This is a genomic window from Enterobacter sp. A8 (assembly GCF_004296595.1).
GTDB lineage: Bacteria > Pseudomonadota > Gammaproteobacteria > Enterobacterales > Enterobacteriaceae > Enterobacter > Enterobacter cloacae.
In genome coordinates this window covers 744,750-760,475 of sequence record NZ_SCMF01000002.1, presented here as the reverse complement: position 1 = coordinate 760,475, position 15,726 = coordinate 744,750, and the positions used below count along the sequence as shown (strand labels likewise).

Sequence of the window (15,726 nt, the reverse complement as noted above, 5' to 3'; positions counted from 1 at the left end):
CTTCTGAAAGACATAAAAAAGCCAGACCCTCATCACTGACGGTCTGGCTTTTTATTACGTCTGTTTCGCTTAGCTCATTTTCATCCATGACAGCAGCATGGAGGCGCTGGCAATGACGTTAATGTTGGAAATATAGCCGTCGTAGCGGTTGTTAATGGCAGAAAGCTGATTATTAAAATGATCGTTTTCTGCCGTCAGCACGTCGAGCAAGGTGCGTTTGCCAAGGTGATACCACTGTTCGTAGAACATACGACGCACCCGATCCGTTTCACTTGTCAGGCGATCGTAATCATCGGCGCGCAGGAAAGAGGAGTCACGTACCTGAATCTGATAGTTAATCTGATACTCCAGATCTTTATAACTCACTTCATATTGCTGCTGCGCCATATTGGCTTTCGCCCGTGCCGACATCTCAGCGGCACGCTGAGAGCCGCCGCTAAACGCCTCCCACTCGACGTTTAAACCCGTATACCAACCCGCTTCGTTGCCGTTGCTGTCTTTGGCGGTGCTTTTGGAGATGACCCAGTTCACCTGCGGCAGGGCCGACGATTTAATGCTTTCTGCCTCATACTCCGCCGCCCGGACTTTGGACTGCAGGTTCAGCATCATCGGGTTCTTATCCAGCCCAGAAAGCGCCACCGACGCCGGGATGACCGTGTCGTGCCAGCTTATGCCTTCCGGTAATTCAGGCTCGATCCCCAGCAGACGCACCAGTTTGATTTTGCTGGCACTCAGCTGATGCTCAATATTGTCGAGACTTGCCTGGGCCGACATCAGTTTTGCTTTGGCCTGCACCAGTTCACTCTCTCTGCCGCGGTCTGCCTGGGTAATTTGCGATAGCATGGTGACCAGCTCTTTCATGCGGCCAACATACTGTTTCGCCACAACCTTACTGTGCTGGTAACGCCCCATGTTCATCAGCTCGGACACGGTGTTGTAGGCCAGCTGTTCGCGGGAATACTCTTTTGAATAACGGGCTGCTTTTGCCGTTTCCAGAGAGTTGTCCACCTGGTTACTGATCCTTCCCCAGTCAATAATCGGCGTATTAACGGAGACCGTGCCGCTAGAGTCGCTGATATGGCTATTGTTGGATGACGACTGGCGATCGCCGCCCACGGTCGACAGCGGCGAGGTTACGCCCAGACGTACCTGGGGCATGCGCTGGCCTTTTACCTGATCGACCATGTAGTCAGACGCCATCACCTCTGCTGAGGCGGCCCGCAGTTCCGGGCTATACGCCAGCGCTCTGGCCACCATGCTGCGCAGGAAAACAAGCGAATCCTGACTGCCGGCACGGTAGCCCTGCGACATGCCGCTGATGGCTTGACGCGCACTGCCGTCACGACGCACCCCGGCGTACGCCGGGTCCGGTTTGTAATACTCGGTGACGGGCGGGAAGAAGTCTGCGTTTTTCTTTAGCGCAGCCCGGCTTTCCGCCGGTTTTGACGGGGCGGGGGCAAACTCCCTGGCTGTCGGTGCAGAGGCGTAACGTTCAGGGCGCGCAGTGGCTTGCGTTGGCATCGCCTTTTGCGTACTGACGTATTGCGACTGGGTACGCATGGCGGGCAGCGAACGCGGCGATGCCGCACTGTGCGACACCGTCCGCTGCACAGGCTGCACTTCGCGGTTGAGCTGTGACTGTGTGCGCATCGGCGGCAATGACGCCAGGCTGCTTTTAGCCTGAGCAATGTCAGCCGCGTGCAGCGGAATGACAAAAGAAGAGCAGGGCAAGCAGAGTGCAACTGCGGTTGCTACCCTTGCCCAACGACGCTCTTTACGTGCCTTAACCATATAATTATCTCTCCCTGAAGGCTTCGCGCGCTTTCAGTATCGGTTTGAGGATGTAAGACAAAATGGTCTTCTCCCCCGTTCTGATTTCTACGTTTGCCACCATTCCCGGCATGATCGGGAATGACTTGTCTTTTACCTGTAACGCGGCACGGTCGGTGCGGACGAACACCCGGTAATAGGTAGAATCTCCACGCCCCTGACGGGCTTTCTCTTCATCGATCAGGGTGTCTGAACTGAGGTGTTCAACGACACCGTTTAATCCGCCATAAATGGCATAGTCGTAGGCGGTAATTTTTACCGTGGCGGGCAGGCCCGGATGGATAAAGGCCACATCAGAGGGTTTGATTTTGGCTTCAACCAGCAGGTTATCTTCAAGCGGAATGAGGGTCATGATCTCCGCCCCCTGCTGAATGACGCCGCCACGGGTTGTCACCCGGATGTTGTTGACGGTGCCGCGCACGGGCGCCACCACCGTGGTACGGTTCATTACGTCCTGGCGTCCGCGCAGAATTTCTTCCGCCTGCGCCAACTCGGATTCCAGTCGGTTCAGTTCGCTGTTGGCATCAGAGCGGAAGCGGTTGGTACGCTCGGTGATCTGCAGGCTGAATTCGTTCGCCTGGCGCTTGAGGCGCAGGATTTCGACATCCGACATTAACCCTCTGCGCGCCAGCGGCTCCGACAGACTGACCTCGTTTTGCGCCAGCGTCAGGCTCCGTTTTAAGGCCTCTACGCTTTCATTCAGGGTTTTCAGGCGGGCGTTATAGGCCTGGGTCTCATCACGCACGATTGACTCAATCCCGGCGATATCCGGCGGGAAGGTCAGTGGCGTGTCGTAGGCTTCCGCCCTGAGACGGGCAATGCTGCCTTTCAGCCCCTGCACTTTGGACAACGATTCGCCATAGCTGGCCCCGGCGCGAGTCGGGTCAATCTTCAGCAGAATCTGGCCTTTCTCGACGATGTCGCCTTCCTGCACGTTTAGCTCTTCGAGAATGCCGCCTTCCAGGCTCTGAATGAGCTGCTCGCGGCTGGCGGGGATCACTTTCCCGTCGCCACGGGTAATCTCCTCAACCCGGGCGAAATGCGCCCAGACCAGCGCCACCACCACAACCAGGGTGATGGTGTAGAGCATGATCATGCTGAAAGGGGTCTTCTGTGCGATCAGCGCGCCCTGCAGGTCGTGCATGAATTTCAGATCGTCGGCTTTCACTTTCCCCGTTGGCTGTGCAGGGTGTAATGCCAGCCCGGTGCCCGCTCTCTGCGTAGCGTTCACGTTTTCCAGTGCCGTTGAGGGTACGCCTGCATCCGTTTCGGCCTCTCCCTTTGAGGCGTTATGATTCACTTCGTCCTCGTTCATCATTCATTCACACCTTGTTTCTGTTGCTTCTCTTCGACTGAATGCATTGCTTGTTTTTTCTTCATGACATTCTCATTCAGGCTGGCCATCACCTGATCTTTGGGACCGTCTTTCACTACGTGTCCGTCTTCCATGACGATCAGACGCTCTACCAGGCTCAGTACGGACATGCGGTGGGTCACAATGACCAGCGTTTGTCCTTGCGTCGCTTCTTTGAGCCGACGAAGGAACAGGGTTTCCGTCATCGCATCCATTGAGCTGGTGGGTTCATCCATCAGCAAAATCTTTGGCCGCAGCAACAGGCAGCGGGCGAGGGCGACGAGCTGTTTTTGTCCACCGGAAAGGCAATTGCCCATTTCGCCGATAGGCATGTCAAAACCCAGTGGATGTCTGGCCGCCACGTGATCAAGCCCGGTCAGGCGAACCACCCGCAGAAACTCTTCCGTGCTCACGCCCGGGTTACCAATAACGATGTTATGGCGCAGGGTGCCGTAAAACAGGCGGCAGTCCTGCCCGACGTAGCCCACCGCAGCGCGCCAGTCGGCGGGATCAACCTGTGTCGCATCCACACCATCAATGAAAAGCTGTCCGCTGCTCTGCTGGTACAGGCGCGCCATCACGCGCAGCAGGGTCGACTTCCCGCTGCCAATTTTGCCCAGCACGGCCACCTGTTCCCCGGCCTCGATGTTGATATTGATGTTGTCCAGAATGCGTGGCGCGACCATCATTCCTGGTACCGGATAGGTGAATCCCACCTTTTTCAGACGCAGGCTGCCGGTGAAATTGGGCGTCGGCAGATAATTGATCAGCGCATCGCGCTCGGTCGGCGTTTCCATTAGCTGGTTAAGGGATTTCAGCGCGGTTTTGGCGTGCTGATAACGCAGCGCCAGACCGACCACGGAGGCCAGAGGCGCGAGCGAACGGCTGGAGAGGATCACCACTCCAATCATGGCCCCCATGGTCAGCTCTCCGGCGTGGATTAAATAGACGCCGAGCACCACGATGCAGACGGTGGTGATTTGCTGCACAAAAGAGACAAAGTTGGTGGTCAGCATTGAGAGATAGCGGGTTTTCATCGAGGACGCTGCAGCCAGTGCGCTGAAATCATTCCAGCGCTTTTGCATCACCCCTTCGCCCTGAGCGGCTTTTAAGGCCTCAAGCCCTTCGATGCTCTCGATCAGCAGACCCTGCTTAAGCGAAATTTCCCGGACGTTTTCTTCCATGTAGCGACCCAGTGGCCACTGGATAATGACGCTGACAATCAAAATCAGTGGCATGGCGACCAGCGGTACAACAGCCAGTGGGCCGCCAATCATGTAAATGATGAACATGAACAGCAGACAGAACGGCAAATCGGACAGCGTGGCGAGGGTCGCAGAGGTGATAAAGTCGCGGACGGCCTCAAAATCGCGTAACTGGTTCGCAAAGGTTCCGGAGGATTGCGGCTTGTATTCCATGCGCATCGACATCACCTGGCGAAACAGCTTCGCCCCGAGGATCAGATCTGCTTTTTTACCGGCGATGTCGATCAAATAGGCGCGGATTTGTCGGCTGGCAAATTCAAAAATAATGGCAATCACCACGCCAATCGCCAGCGACCACAGGGTGACGTACGCCTGGGTGGGGATCACGCGGTCATAGACGTTCATGGTGAAGAAGGTACCGGCCAGCGTAAGAATGTTCGCCAGCAGCGCCGCCAGTGCCGCGCTGTAGAAGTAATGCCGGTAGCGCCACAGCGTCGAATAGAGCCAGTGACCTTCATCCTTGGCTTTCGGTAACAGCTGGTCTTCAGCACGCGCGTCCAGCGTGGGTTTTGGCGTCGTCACAAGGGCATAACCGCCATAAGCCTCGTGTAAATCCGCCTCTGCAACGAGGAGAGTTCCGTCGTTTTCAGGTACCACAATCTGATACGTATGTTGCCCGCGCTTTCCCTTGCGTGCGGTAAGAATGCAGTATGTCCCGTCTTTGCGTGCAATAAGCAAAGGGAACAGCCAGGAGGAAAGCGAATTCAGATCGCGCTTAACCCAACCGGCGGATATGCCCATCTGCTCAAGCATACGTAATGCCATTTCAGGCTCCAGCTTGTCGCTTTTTGGCAGGCCTGCATACAGCACCTCTTTGCTGGCATACTTAGAATGATGCCCACAAAGCCATTCAACGCCCCACAGAAGAGAATCTTTTTCAGGGGCTTCAATATCATCAAGAGTATGCTCTGAATTAATTTTTACCGTGGAGAGATGCGTATTCATTTTGAATTCAGACCTGTAGTTGCGTTCCTCACTTAGAATTAAAAAGTAAAGAATATGTTATTTAAAAACGACCAGGGGCATCCGTAAATACAACGGGTGACGCGGGTGGATTATGTAAAAATACAAGCACTGGTAATATCGTAGTGTAGGGTTTTATCCCTCTTACACACAATAAGGAAAAGTAACTGTTCCTTTAAGAATACTCTACGTCATATTTGCTATGCTGATGTTTTAACGTCTCTTTCTTACGTGGACGTATTAGCTCGCCAGCCTTGAAATGGGAACGCCCAGCTTTGTTTCAATTCTTATTTTCATGGCGTAAATGTTTTTGACATTCGTGGCATTTTTCATGGCAATCTTTTTAGGCAGTTGGCCCTTATAAAGCTCAGAAAAGAGTGCATATTCATTTGCGCTAAGTTTGGCTCTTTTTTCTGAAGGTCGTATTATTTTTCCCATAAAAGACTGGCTGATCTTCATTTTGATATCCTCGGCCAGGTCATCATGAAAAATAACCGTGCTGATGATCGTGTCTGCCGTGTCGTTGTAGAACCAGTAGTGGGCAATGGCCGCCATTTTTTTATCGGTGATCAGAATCAGGCGCGAGTTTCTGAACTGAGCTAACCAATTGTTTGATAAGAAGTAATTTATATTTTTGTAATTAAAGTCTATCACAACAATCGGTTGTGAAATTATTTTTGAATTAATATCAGCAAAGTATTGTAAAATGCCTTCTATCAGAAATGAGTTATTTTCTGGCCAAATATAAAATTCTGTTCCTGAACATTCATCGCACTTTGTGCTGCGAATGGAAGCATAGGCGCATTTATGCACACATCCGTAACAACGCATAGTGTAGTTGTCATTCTCATTTTGTTTAATAGTAATAATGTTCATGTGATCAAACGCTACGCGTCCATATAATATATGTAAAATATTATGTAATATATCAACAATCAGATAAATTATGCATTACGGAAAAACACGAGTGACAGTCAGAATACGCTCTGTTTGTCCAGGAATTTTCGACAGAGCGTATTGTCAGTTTTACACTAACTTGCAAGCCGCGTGATGGACACGCCCAGCTTGCGTTCAATGCGGTTCTTCATGGCGTAGGTGTTTTTAACACTGGTGCCGTTCCGGTAGGCGATTTTCTTTGGCGACCATCCATTAAAGAGGAATGAAAACAGGCTGTATTCATTCTGACTCAGTTTGGGTCTGTTACCTGTCGGTTTAATCGTTTTTGCCAGGAACGTTTTTTTCAGTTTCGTCGAGACTTCTTCTGCGCTATCGTCATAAAAGATAATTGAACTGATAGTGGTTTCTAACGTGTCGTTGTAAAACCAGTAGTGTGCAATTGCCGTCATCTTTTTATCAGTGACAAGAATCAGTCTCATGTTTTTGAACTGATCTAACCAGTTTTCAGATAAAAATAATTGATGTTTTTATGACTGAAGTCGATGATGACAACCGGCTGCGAAATATATTTATCATTTACCTCGCCAAAGTGATGGCGAATGCCTTCAACCAAAAAGGTGTTATTATCAGGCCAGATATAATATTCAAGTGCGTGGCAATCACGGTTTTGGCCATCTTCAGACGTATTAAAACGGCATTGCTTTTCGCAACCATAACAACGCATGTCAGGGGTATGACAAACAGGTTGTCCACCTGTATGAGATAAATAGCCAGGATTGTTAGTTGCACAGTACATATTATACCTCACACGCGATGTTTTCTTACGTTAATGATATTAAGCCGGAGTCTGACAAACGCCGTCGTTCTTTAGGAATAATCATATGCTGGACCAGGCAATAATCTTAATTAAATAGTCTGAACTGACTATTATGAATGCGGTTTAAGAATTAACTTTATGTAAAACAAGGTGTTATAAAAACCCTTAAATGAGAGTGAGATTCATTTATATTTATCTAAAATGCTGTAATTGTTGTTTTTTGGTTAATTTTTGGCAGAGTCGTTTACTTTCTGAAATACCGGGTGAAAGACACGGTTTAATAAGCCGAAAAAGCACGGACTTTATTAACTAAAGTAAGCGGCGTGGAGCAATAAAATACGCATTTAAATATCGCCGGGGAAAATAGTTGTCCTGTTTATAAAGCGTATTATTTACCTGTTTCTTGTGACTCGTCGTCCGTTATATCAGTGCCCGGCGTTACCAACCGGCGGCATCTTTGCCTGTTTTATCGGTTACATAATCTTTGGTTAACAAAGAATATACATAAATGGTGCATTTATTTAACATTTGATCGTTTTTGGTGCGTTTTGCGCACTGTTTTTGTGCAGTGAGCGGGGTGGCTAATGTGCTGGCGTAACGTTTGACGTGCCAGTTCGTTTTTGATGTTTTGCTTATAAATTAACAGGTTATTACCCTTTACACTGCGAAATTTTGAACCAATATAAAATTGGTTCGTTTATTGCTTAATCATTAGCACGATAAGTAGCGCCTCATATCAATAACTTATCGTTAATAACAATAAAGTCATGATGAAAGCGAGCGAACCAATATGGAAAAACCGTCACGGTTTCTGGCAAATTCCAGCACCGCGCTTGAACAATTGCGCGGTCTTATTCACCAGCACGAGTCAACACCAGGCCTTCCGCTGCCCACGGAACGTGAGCTGTCGGAAACTCTCGGCGTAGGACGACGTGAAGTACGCCGTGCGCTGGATGTGCTGGAAGAAGAGGGGCGGATCTGGCGTAAGCAGGGCAAAGGTACCTTTATTGGTCCTGCTGCGCCTGTGGAACCGCTGGCCCTTCAGGGATTGGTTCAGCAAACCAACCTTCTGGAAGTGATGGAAGCTCGTCTACAGCTCGAACCCGGCTTAGCCCGGCTTGCGGCACTGCGTGCCACCAGGGAAAACCTCGCGCTCATGCAGCGCATGCTGGAACGCATTGATAAGGTCAGCCCGGACGACCGCGATCTGAATGAACTGTGGGACAGCGCCTTTCACCGCGCCATAGCGGAGGCCGCAGGCAATCGCCTGATGCTCGGTCTTTTTGATGCCATTGATGCCGTCAGGCGTGAGCCAGGCTGGCAGCATTTGCGTGAGCTTGCCCGAACCCCCGAACGGGTCGATGTCTACAACGACCATCATCATAAAATCATGTCCGCGATTATCCATCGCCAGCCCAACGAAGCAGCGGCCGCCATGCGCGAACATCTGCTTAGCCTGCAAAACGCCCTGATACAGGCGATCCACCTTGAGGACGACATCACGCTATGACGACGATTCCGTTTAAGGAAGCCACTCCGGTACTGCGCCTGCAAAACCTCAACGTTAAGTTCGCCGGATCGCCGGTGAGCGTGCTTGACGGTATCTCGCTGACGGTCAAAGCGGGTGAAACGCTGGCGCTGGTGGGGGAGTCCGGCTGCGGGAAAAGTATCACCTCCTTAGCGCTGATGGGGCTATTGCCCGCCAGCGCGCAGATTGTCAGCGGCGATATGCAGTTTCGTCGCCACGATTTGCGAAAGCTCTCCCCGCGGGAATATGCCGATCTCCGCGGTAACGAGCTGGCGATGATTTTCCAGGAGCCGATGACGTCGCTCAACCCCGCCTTTACCCTTGGGGACCAGCTCAGCGAAGCGGTTATGCGCCATCAGAACGTTTCGCGTGCGCAGGCGATGAATACCGCGCTGCAAATCCTGGAGAAGGTGCAGATCCCGGCGGCAGAGATGCGCCTGAAAGCGTATCCGCACCAGCTTTCTGGCGGCATGCGCCAGCGCGTGATGATTGCGATGGCGCTGATTAACCATCCGCGTTTGTTGATTGCCGACGAGCCGACCACCGCGCTGGACGTCACCATTCAGGCGCAAATCCTCGCGCTGCTCAACACCTTAAAAGAGGAGACCGGTACGGCGGTGCTGATGATCACCCATGATTTAGGCGTGGTGGCGGAAGTGGCGCAGCAGGTGGCGGTGATGTATGCCGGGCAGGTGGTGGAGCAGGGGAGCGTCGAGGCCATCTTTGCCGATCCGCAGCACCCGTACACCATTGGTCTGATGGGCTCTATTCCGTCCGCGGGCGCGCGTAAAGGGCCGCTCGCCACCATTCCCGGCGCGGTTCCCCTGGCGGAATCCATGCCGAAAGGTTGCCGCTTCGCGACCCGCTGCCCCTTCGCGCAAACACGCTGCCATAACGAAAAACCGTCGCTCACGGCGCAGGGGGCTGACCATCTGGTCGCCTGCTTCCGCGTGCCGCTGGAACAACACATTGCGCTGGGAGAGATCGCATGACCACGCCCATTCTTGAAGCCCTTGACCTGAGCAAGCGCTTCCCCGGCCCGAAGAAGCTTTTTACTCCAGCCCGCTTTGTGACGGCGGTGGATCGCGTCTCCCTCTCCGTGATGCCCGGCGAAACGCTGGCGATTGTCGGGGAGTCCGGGTCCGGCAAATCCACGCTCGGCCGTCTGCTGCTGCGTTTGCTGGCCGCCAGCGAAGGACGCGTGTTTTATCAGGGGGAAGAGATCACACACGCCTCAGGAGCTCGTCTCAACCAGCTGCGCCGGGAATTACAGATTATTTTTCAGGATCCTTTTGCGTCGCTAAACCCGCGCATGACGGTTGAGCAGATTGTGGGTGAGCCGCTGTGGCTGCATCAGGAGATGAAAAAAGCCGATCGTCACTATCGCGTTGCGGAACTGCTTAAAACCGTGGGTCTGCCTGCCGCCTGGGCGGCGCGTTTTCCGCACGAGTTTTCAGGTGGGCAACGCCAGCGCATTGGTATTGCGCGTGCGCTGGCCTCCGGGCCAAAACTGCTGCTGGGAGACGAGCCCGTCTCGGCGCTGGATGTTTCCGTGCAGGCGCAGGTGATCAATCTGCTGGAAAGCCTGAAGCATCAGCTGGGGCTAACGATGGTGATTGTTGCCCATGGCCTGGCGGTCATCCGCCATATGAGCGACCGCGTGGCAGTGATGTATCTCGGGCAGATCGTTGAGCTTGCCAGCGTCGACGAGATCTTTGACGCGCCTCTCCATCCTTACACCCAGGCGCTCATCGCCTCTGCACCGCAGATGCAGCCGGGCGCCCGACGCGCAGCCCCGTTGCTGCAAGGGGATTTACCGAACCCGGCCGATCCCCCGTCCGGATGCCGATTCCATACCCGTTGCCCGTATGCCACGGATGAATGTCGCCTTGCCGAGCCCATTAACCAGGTGCTGGAAGGCGGACGCCAGATTGCCTGCCACCGCTGGCAGGAGATTAACCGCGATCGCAGTGTTATACAGATAGCACCGCCGTCTGCCGCCTTTCTGCGCCGCCGCGCGCTGTTTGAACACGCGGCCTCTCACTCCTCCCTTCCTTCAAGGAACTCATGATAATGACAATGCGTAATTCTCTTTTGACCGTACTGGGAAGTGTTATGTTGCTCGGCGCGGCGCTGCCCGCCCAGGCTGAAAGCGTGCTGCGAGTAGGGCTGGGTGCAGACCCGGATATGCTCGATCCGCATCTGGCGCGTACCTATTATGGCCGCTTCGTTTTTGCCTCCCTGTGCGACAGGCTGGTGGATGTGGACGAAAACCTGAAAGTGGTGCCGGGTCTGGCGAAAGAGTGGACCTGGAGCGAGGATGGCAAAACCCTGACCTTCAATTTGCGTGAAGGCGTCACCTTCCATGACGGCGAAAAATTCGATGCGGCTGCGGCAAAATACAACCTCGACCGGGCGCTGACCTTAAAAGGCTCTCTGCGTAAAAGTGAAATATCGTCCGTGGAGTCCGTTGAGGTCACCGGCCCGATGCAGATCGCCCTGCACCTGAAAACCCCCGATGCTGCCCTGTTAATGCAGCTCACCGACCGCGCCGGGGCGATGATGGCCCCCGAAGCGGCGAAAAAGCCGGACTTTGCCGCCCATCCCGTCTGCTCCGGTCCTTATAAATTCGACAGCCGCGTCTCCCAGGATCGCATTGTTCTGACTCGTTTCGACAACTACTGGAATAAAGACGCTTACCACTTCGACAAGATCATCTATCTGCCGATCCCGGATGCCTCCGTGCGTCTGGCGAACCTGCGCGCGGGCGATCTCGATCTGACCGAAGGCATTGCTGCCAGCGACGTTAAAACCGTCGAAGCCGACAGCAAGCTGTCGCTGGCGAAGGTGACGGGGCTCGGGTATCAGGGCATCACCTTCAATATCAATAATGGCAAGGTGCCAGCGAACGATCCGTTCAAGGACGCCCGCGTGCGTGAAGCGTTCTCTCAGGCCATTGACCGCGATGCGCTCAATCAGGTGGTCTTTGAGGGGCTGTATACGCCTGCCAACCAGCCGTTTTCGACGGTAAGCCCGTATCACGTCAACCTGCCGGTGCCCCCGCGTGACGTCGACAAGGCGAAAGCGCTGCTTAAAGCCGCAGGCCTCGCGACGCCGCTGAACGTGAATCTGCTGGTGCCGAACAACCCAACCTCGCAGCAGGTCGGCCAGGTATTGCAGGCGATGGTGGCTGAAGCGGGCTTTACCCTGAATCTGCAGATGACCGAGTTCGCCACGCTGCTCGATCGCCAGCAGAGCGGTGATTACCAGCTGAGCTTCTCCGGCTGGTCAGGACGCCCGGACCCGGATGGCAGCATCTACGGTTTTATCCACAGCAAAGGGACGCTTAACGACGGCCGTTACAGCAATGCGCAGGTCGATGAGTGGCTGACCCAGGCGCGTCTCAGCAACGATAAAGCCGTTCGCCAGCCGCTGTACGACAAGGTAGTGAAGCAGCTGCAAACCGACATGCCTGTTGCCTACCTCTACTTTGAGCCGCGTATTTTCGGCCTGAACAAAAGCGTGCAGGGCTTTAAGCCATACCCGGACGGCATCGTGCGTCTGGCCGGTGTGACGCTGGCGAAATAACCGTCCCGAGGAGAGATCATGCTGGAACTGATTTGCAAACGGCTGCTGCTGGCCGTTCCGACGCTATTGCTGGTGAGTATGATGGTGTTCGGGCTGCAGAAGCTGCTGCCCGGCGATCCGCTCATCGCCATGGCGGGCGAAGAGCGCGATCCGGCGGTGATCGCCCAGCTGCGCGCTGAGCTCAATCTGGATGCGCCCATCCCGGTGCAGTATTTCCACTGGCTGACGCGCGCGCTGCAGGGCGATCTAGGGGTCTCCTTACGCACGCACGAACCGGTGACCGAGCTTATCGCCAGCAAACTGCCGGTCACGCTGGAGCTGTCGCTGCTGGCGATGATCATCGCCCTGGTGTTCGGCATCAGCATGGGGATCCTCGCGGCGGTGAACAAAAACAGCTGGGTCGATCACGGGGCGAACTTTGTGGCGATCTCCGGGATCTCGATACCGCACTTCTGGCTCGGGATCCTGCTGATACTGGTCTTTTCGGTCAATCTGCAGTGGCTGCCGGCGTCCGGGTTTGTGCCGTTTAGTGAAGATCCGGTGCAGAACCTGCGGACGTTGCTGCTGCCTGCCGCCGTGCTCGGCACCGGGCTGGCGGCCACGCTGATGCGCCATACCCGCGCCTCCATGATCGCCGTGCTCAAAGCTGACTACATCCGCACCGCGCGGGCCAAAGGGCTGCTGCCAAAAGCCGTCATTATCAAGCATGCGTTTCGCAACGCGCTGGTGCCGGTGATCACGCTTACCACGCTGCTGTTCGGCGAGCTGCTGGGCGGCGCGGTGCTGACCGAGCAGGTCTTCACCATTCCGGGATTTGGCAAAATGATCGTCGACTCGGTGTTTAACCGCGACTACGCGGTGGTGCAGGGCGTGGTGCTGATCGTGGCGATTGGCTTCCTGTTGCTGAACCTGCTGGCCGATGTGCTGTACGTTCTCATCAATCCGAAAATGCGAGGTTAACCATGGCGGAACTGACAACTCAAACCGTTGCGCCGGTTCTGCCCCGCGCGCAGAACCGGGTGCTGAAGAAATTTCTCGCCAATAAAAGCGCGGTGATCGGCGCGGTGATTGTGGGCTTCTTTGTGCTGGTGGCGCTGCTTGCACCGTGGATCGCGCCGTTCGATCCGGTGAAGGCGAATTTCCTCGCGGTGCGCAAAGCGCCCTCGGTGATGTACTGGTTCGGCACCGACGAGCTGGGGCGCGATATTTTATCCCGCATTATCTGGGGAGCCAGAACCTCGCTGATGGCGGGGTGTATGTCGGTGGTCATCGCCGTGGTCATCGGCGTGCCGCTGGGGCTGGTGGCTGGTTACTTTCAGAAGATGTGGGATGGGGTGATCTCACGCGTTATCGAAGCGCTGCTGGCCTGTCCGTTCCTGATCATGGCGATCGCCCTCGGGGCGTTTTTAGGGCCAAGCCTGACCAATGCCATGATCGCCATTGGCCTTTCCGCGATGCCGATCTTCGCCCGTCTCACGCGCGGCCAGGTGATCGCCATTCGCAACGAAGAGTACATCGACGGCGCGCGGGCGATAGGCCTGCCGGATCGCTGGATCATCATCAAATATGTCCTGCCGAACGTGATGTCACCCATTCTGGTGCAGGCCACGCTGGCCATTGCCTCGGCGATTATCGCCGAAGCCAGTCTCTCGTTTCTGGGTCTGGGGCAGCAGCCGCCAAACCCCTCCTGGGGCTCAATGCTTAACACCGCTAAAGGCTTTCTTGAGCAGGCGCCCTGGATGTCCGTCTTCCCCGGTGTGGCGATTTTCCTTGCCGTGCAGGGCTTTAATTTACTCGGCGACGGGCTGCGCGATGCGCTCGATCCGCGCCACGACTAAGGAGTCATGATGACCAAAGCGCTTGATTTTACGACCGGTTACGCTTCACGACGCCCGCCGATGATGGGCCATAACGCGGTAGCCACCTCGCAGCCGCTGGCGGCGCAGGCGGGGATGAAGATGCTGCAGCTGGGCGGCAACGCCGTTGATGCGGCTGTCGCCACCGCGATGGCGCTGACGGTGGTTGAACCCACCGGTAACGGGATTGGCAGCGATGCCTTCGCCATCGTCTGGGATGGTGAAAAGCTCCACGGCCTGAACGCCTCTGGCCGCTCGCCTGCGAGCTGGCATGCGGATCTGTTCGCTGGTAAAACGGCGATGCCGGAAATCGGCTGGGATGCGGTAACCGTGCCCGGTGCGGTATCGGGCTGGGTGGCGCTGGCGGAACGTTTTGGCACGCTGCCGCTGACCACGCTGGCGCAGCCTGCCATTGAGTATGCGCGTAACGGTTTCCCCGTCTCACCGTTGATTGGCCATCTCTGGCAGCGCGGTTATAACAAACTCAAAGACCAGCCGGGCTTTAGCGCCTGCTTCGCACCGGAAGGCCGCGCCCCGCGCGTAGGGGAGATCTTCCGTAACCCGGCGCAGGCGAACTCGCTGGAGCTGATTGCAAAAACCAACGGCGAGGCGTTTTATCGGGGCGAGCTGGCGCAGAAAATTGCCGCCTTCGCCAAAGCGCACGGCGCACATCTGACGGCTGAGGATCTGGCGAACCATCGTGTGGACTGGGTGGATCTGTTGTCGCGTGACTTTGCTGGCGGTTCGGTGCAGGAGCTGCCGCCGAACGGGCAGGGGATCGCCACGTTGATTGCGCTCGGCATTCTGGAGCAGTGCGGCATTGAGCACCATCATCCGGACTCCGTGCAATCCCTGCATTTATCCATTGAGGCGATGAAGCTGGCGCTGGCGGATCTCGACCGCTACGTGGCGGATGAAGCGCACATGGAGTTTGCGGCCAAAGAGCTGCTGAGCGACCATTATCTGAAATCGCGCGCGGCGCTTATCGACCCTGATAAAGCCTCGGATTTTGAGTACGGTTCGCCGACGCAGAGCGGCACGGTCTACATCAGCACCGCGGATGCCAGCGGGATGATGGTTTCGTTTATCCAGTCCAACTATATGGGCTTTGGTTCAGGAATTGTGGTGCCGGATACCGGCATCAGCCTGCAAAACCGCGGCTGCGGATTTGTGCTGGATCCGAAGCACCCGAACGCGCTGGCGGGCAGCAAGCGTCCGTTCCACACCATCATTCCGGGTTTTGCGATGGACGGCAACGGCCAGCCGCTGATGTCTTTTGGTGTGATGGGTGGGCCAATGCAGGCGCAAGGGCATATGCAGATGGCGCTGCGGATCATGCTGCACGGGCAAAACCCGCAGGCGGCAATCGACGCCCCGCGCTGGCGCGTGGTGCAGGGCCGGGAGGTGATCGTCGAATCGACGTTCGATCGCAACACCATTGCTGCCCTGCGTGAACGTGGCCACCACATCGTCGTGGAAGATCCGCTCCAGGAGTATAACTTTGGCGGTGCGCAGGTGATTTACCGGATGCCGGAAGGGCACTACGTGGCCGCGACGGAGAGCCGCAAAGACGGGCAGGCGCTGGTGAGTTGATCTTTTATCCTCCCTCTCCCTTTGGGAGAGGGTTG

General features: G+C 55.3%; 13 protein-coding genes. 7 read left to right on the top strand and 6 right to left on the bottom strand.

Annotated elements, in window-relative coordinates; all coding sequences use genetic code 11:
- Positions 1 to 69: 69 nt before the first annotated feature.
- From EQV24_RS11705 to EQV24_RS23820, 6 genes are all read right to left on the bottom strand, one after another.
- Positions 70 to 1,791, bottom strand: a complete 1,722-nt coding sequence (locus EQV24_RS11705; RefSeq protein WP_130626616.1) for a TolC family protein — start codon at positions 1,789 to 1,791, stop codon at positions 70 to 72.
- 4 nt (positions 1,792 to 1,795) lie between these two features.
- On the bottom strand, positions 1,796 to 3,148 hold the full coding sequence (locus EQV24_RS11700; protein WP_013095714.1) for an HlyD family type I secretion periplasmic adaptor subunit: 1,353 nt from the start codon (positions 3,146 to 3,148) through the stop codon (positions 1,796 to 1,798).
- A complete protein-coding gene (locus EQV24_RS11695; RefSeq protein ID WP_047352043.1) occupies positions 3,145 to 5,394 on the bottom strand; it encodes a type I secretion system permease/ATPase in 2,250 nt (749 codons plus the stop codon). The genes EQV24_RS11700 and EQV24_RS11695 overlap by 4 nt, the downstream gene beginning before the upstream one ends.
- 258 nt (positions 5,395 to 5,652) lie before the next feature.
- A complete protein-coding gene (locus EQV24_RS11690) occupies positions 5,653 to 6,288 on the bottom strand; it encodes a hypothetical protein (RefSeq protein WP_029882423.1) in 636 nt (211 codons plus the stop codon).
- 155 nt (positions 6,289 to 6,443) lie between these two features.
- On the bottom strand, positions 6,444 to 6,758 hold the full coding sequence (locus EQV24_RS23825) for a hypothetical protein (RefSeq protein ID WP_243649032.1): 315 nt from the start codon (positions 6,756 to 6,758) through the stop codon (positions 6,444 to 6,446).
- A gap of 44 nt (positions 6,759 to 6,802) precedes the next feature.
- Positions 6,803 to 7,105: a hypothetical protein gene (locus EQV24_RS23820; RefSeq protein WP_243649031.1), complete on the bottom strand. Its 303-nt coding sequence runs from the start codon at positions 7,103 to 7,105 to the stop codon at positions 6,803 to 6,805.
- An 811-nt stretch (positions 7,106 to 7,916) separates the two neighbouring features.
- Between EQV24_RS23820 and EQV24_RS11680 the strand changes: the two genes are divergently transcribed.
- From EQV24_RS11680 to EQV24_RS11650, 7 genes are read left to right on the top strand one after another with little or no spacing between them, the layout of a single operon-like run.
- A complete protein-coding gene (locus EQV24_RS11680) occupies positions 7,917 to 8,636 on the top strand; it encodes an FCD domain-containing protein (RefSeq protein WP_013095718.1) in 720 nt (239 codons plus the stop codon).
- On the top strand, positions 8,633 to 9,646 hold the full coding sequence (locus tag EQV24_RS11675) for an ABC transporter ATP-binding protein (RefSeq protein WP_020686305.1): 1,014 nt from the start codon (positions 8,633 to 8,635) through the stop codon (positions 9,644 to 9,646). Before EQV24_RS11680 ends, EQV24_RS11675 begins: the two co-directional genes overlap by 4 nt.
- Positions 9,643 to 10,725, top strand: a complete 1,083-nt coding sequence (locus EQV24_RS11670) for an oligopeptide/dipeptide ABC transporter ATP-binding protein (RefSeq protein WP_057072649.1) — start codon at positions 9,643 to 9,645, stop codon at positions 10,723 to 10,725. Before EQV24_RS11675 ends, EQV24_RS11670 begins: the two co-directional genes overlap by 4 nt.
- A 2-nt stretch (positions 10,726 to 10,727) precedes the next feature.
- Positions 10,728 to 12,242, top strand: coding sequence for an ABC transporter substrate-binding protein (locus EQV24_RS11665; protein ID WP_207905503.1), 1,515 nt, complete (start codon positions 10,728 to 10,730; stop codon positions 12,240 to 12,242).
- Between the two features lie 18 nt (positions 12,243 to 12,260).
- Positions 12,261 to 13,202, top strand: coding sequence for an ABC transporter permease (locus tag EQV24_RS11660; protein ID WP_058651597.1), 942 nt, complete (start codon positions 12,261 to 12,263; stop codon positions 13,200 to 13,202).
- Positions 13,203 to 13,204: 2 nt separating this feature from the next.
- Positions 13,205 to 14,080: an ABC transporter permease gene (locus EQV24_RS11655; protein WP_102752171.1), complete on the top strand. Its 876-nt coding sequence runs from the start codon at positions 13,205 to 13,207 to the stop codon at positions 14,078 to 14,080.
- 9 nt (positions 14,081 to 14,089) lie between these two features.
- Positions 14,090 to 15,691 (top strand): gamma-glutamyltransferase family protein, encoded by a 1,602-nt coding sequence (locus tag EQV24_RS11650; protein ID WP_130626631.1) that lies wholly within the window; start codon positions 14,090 to 14,092, stop codon positions 15,689 to 15,691.
- The last annotated feature ends 35 nt before the right edge of the window (positions 15,692 to 15,726 follow it).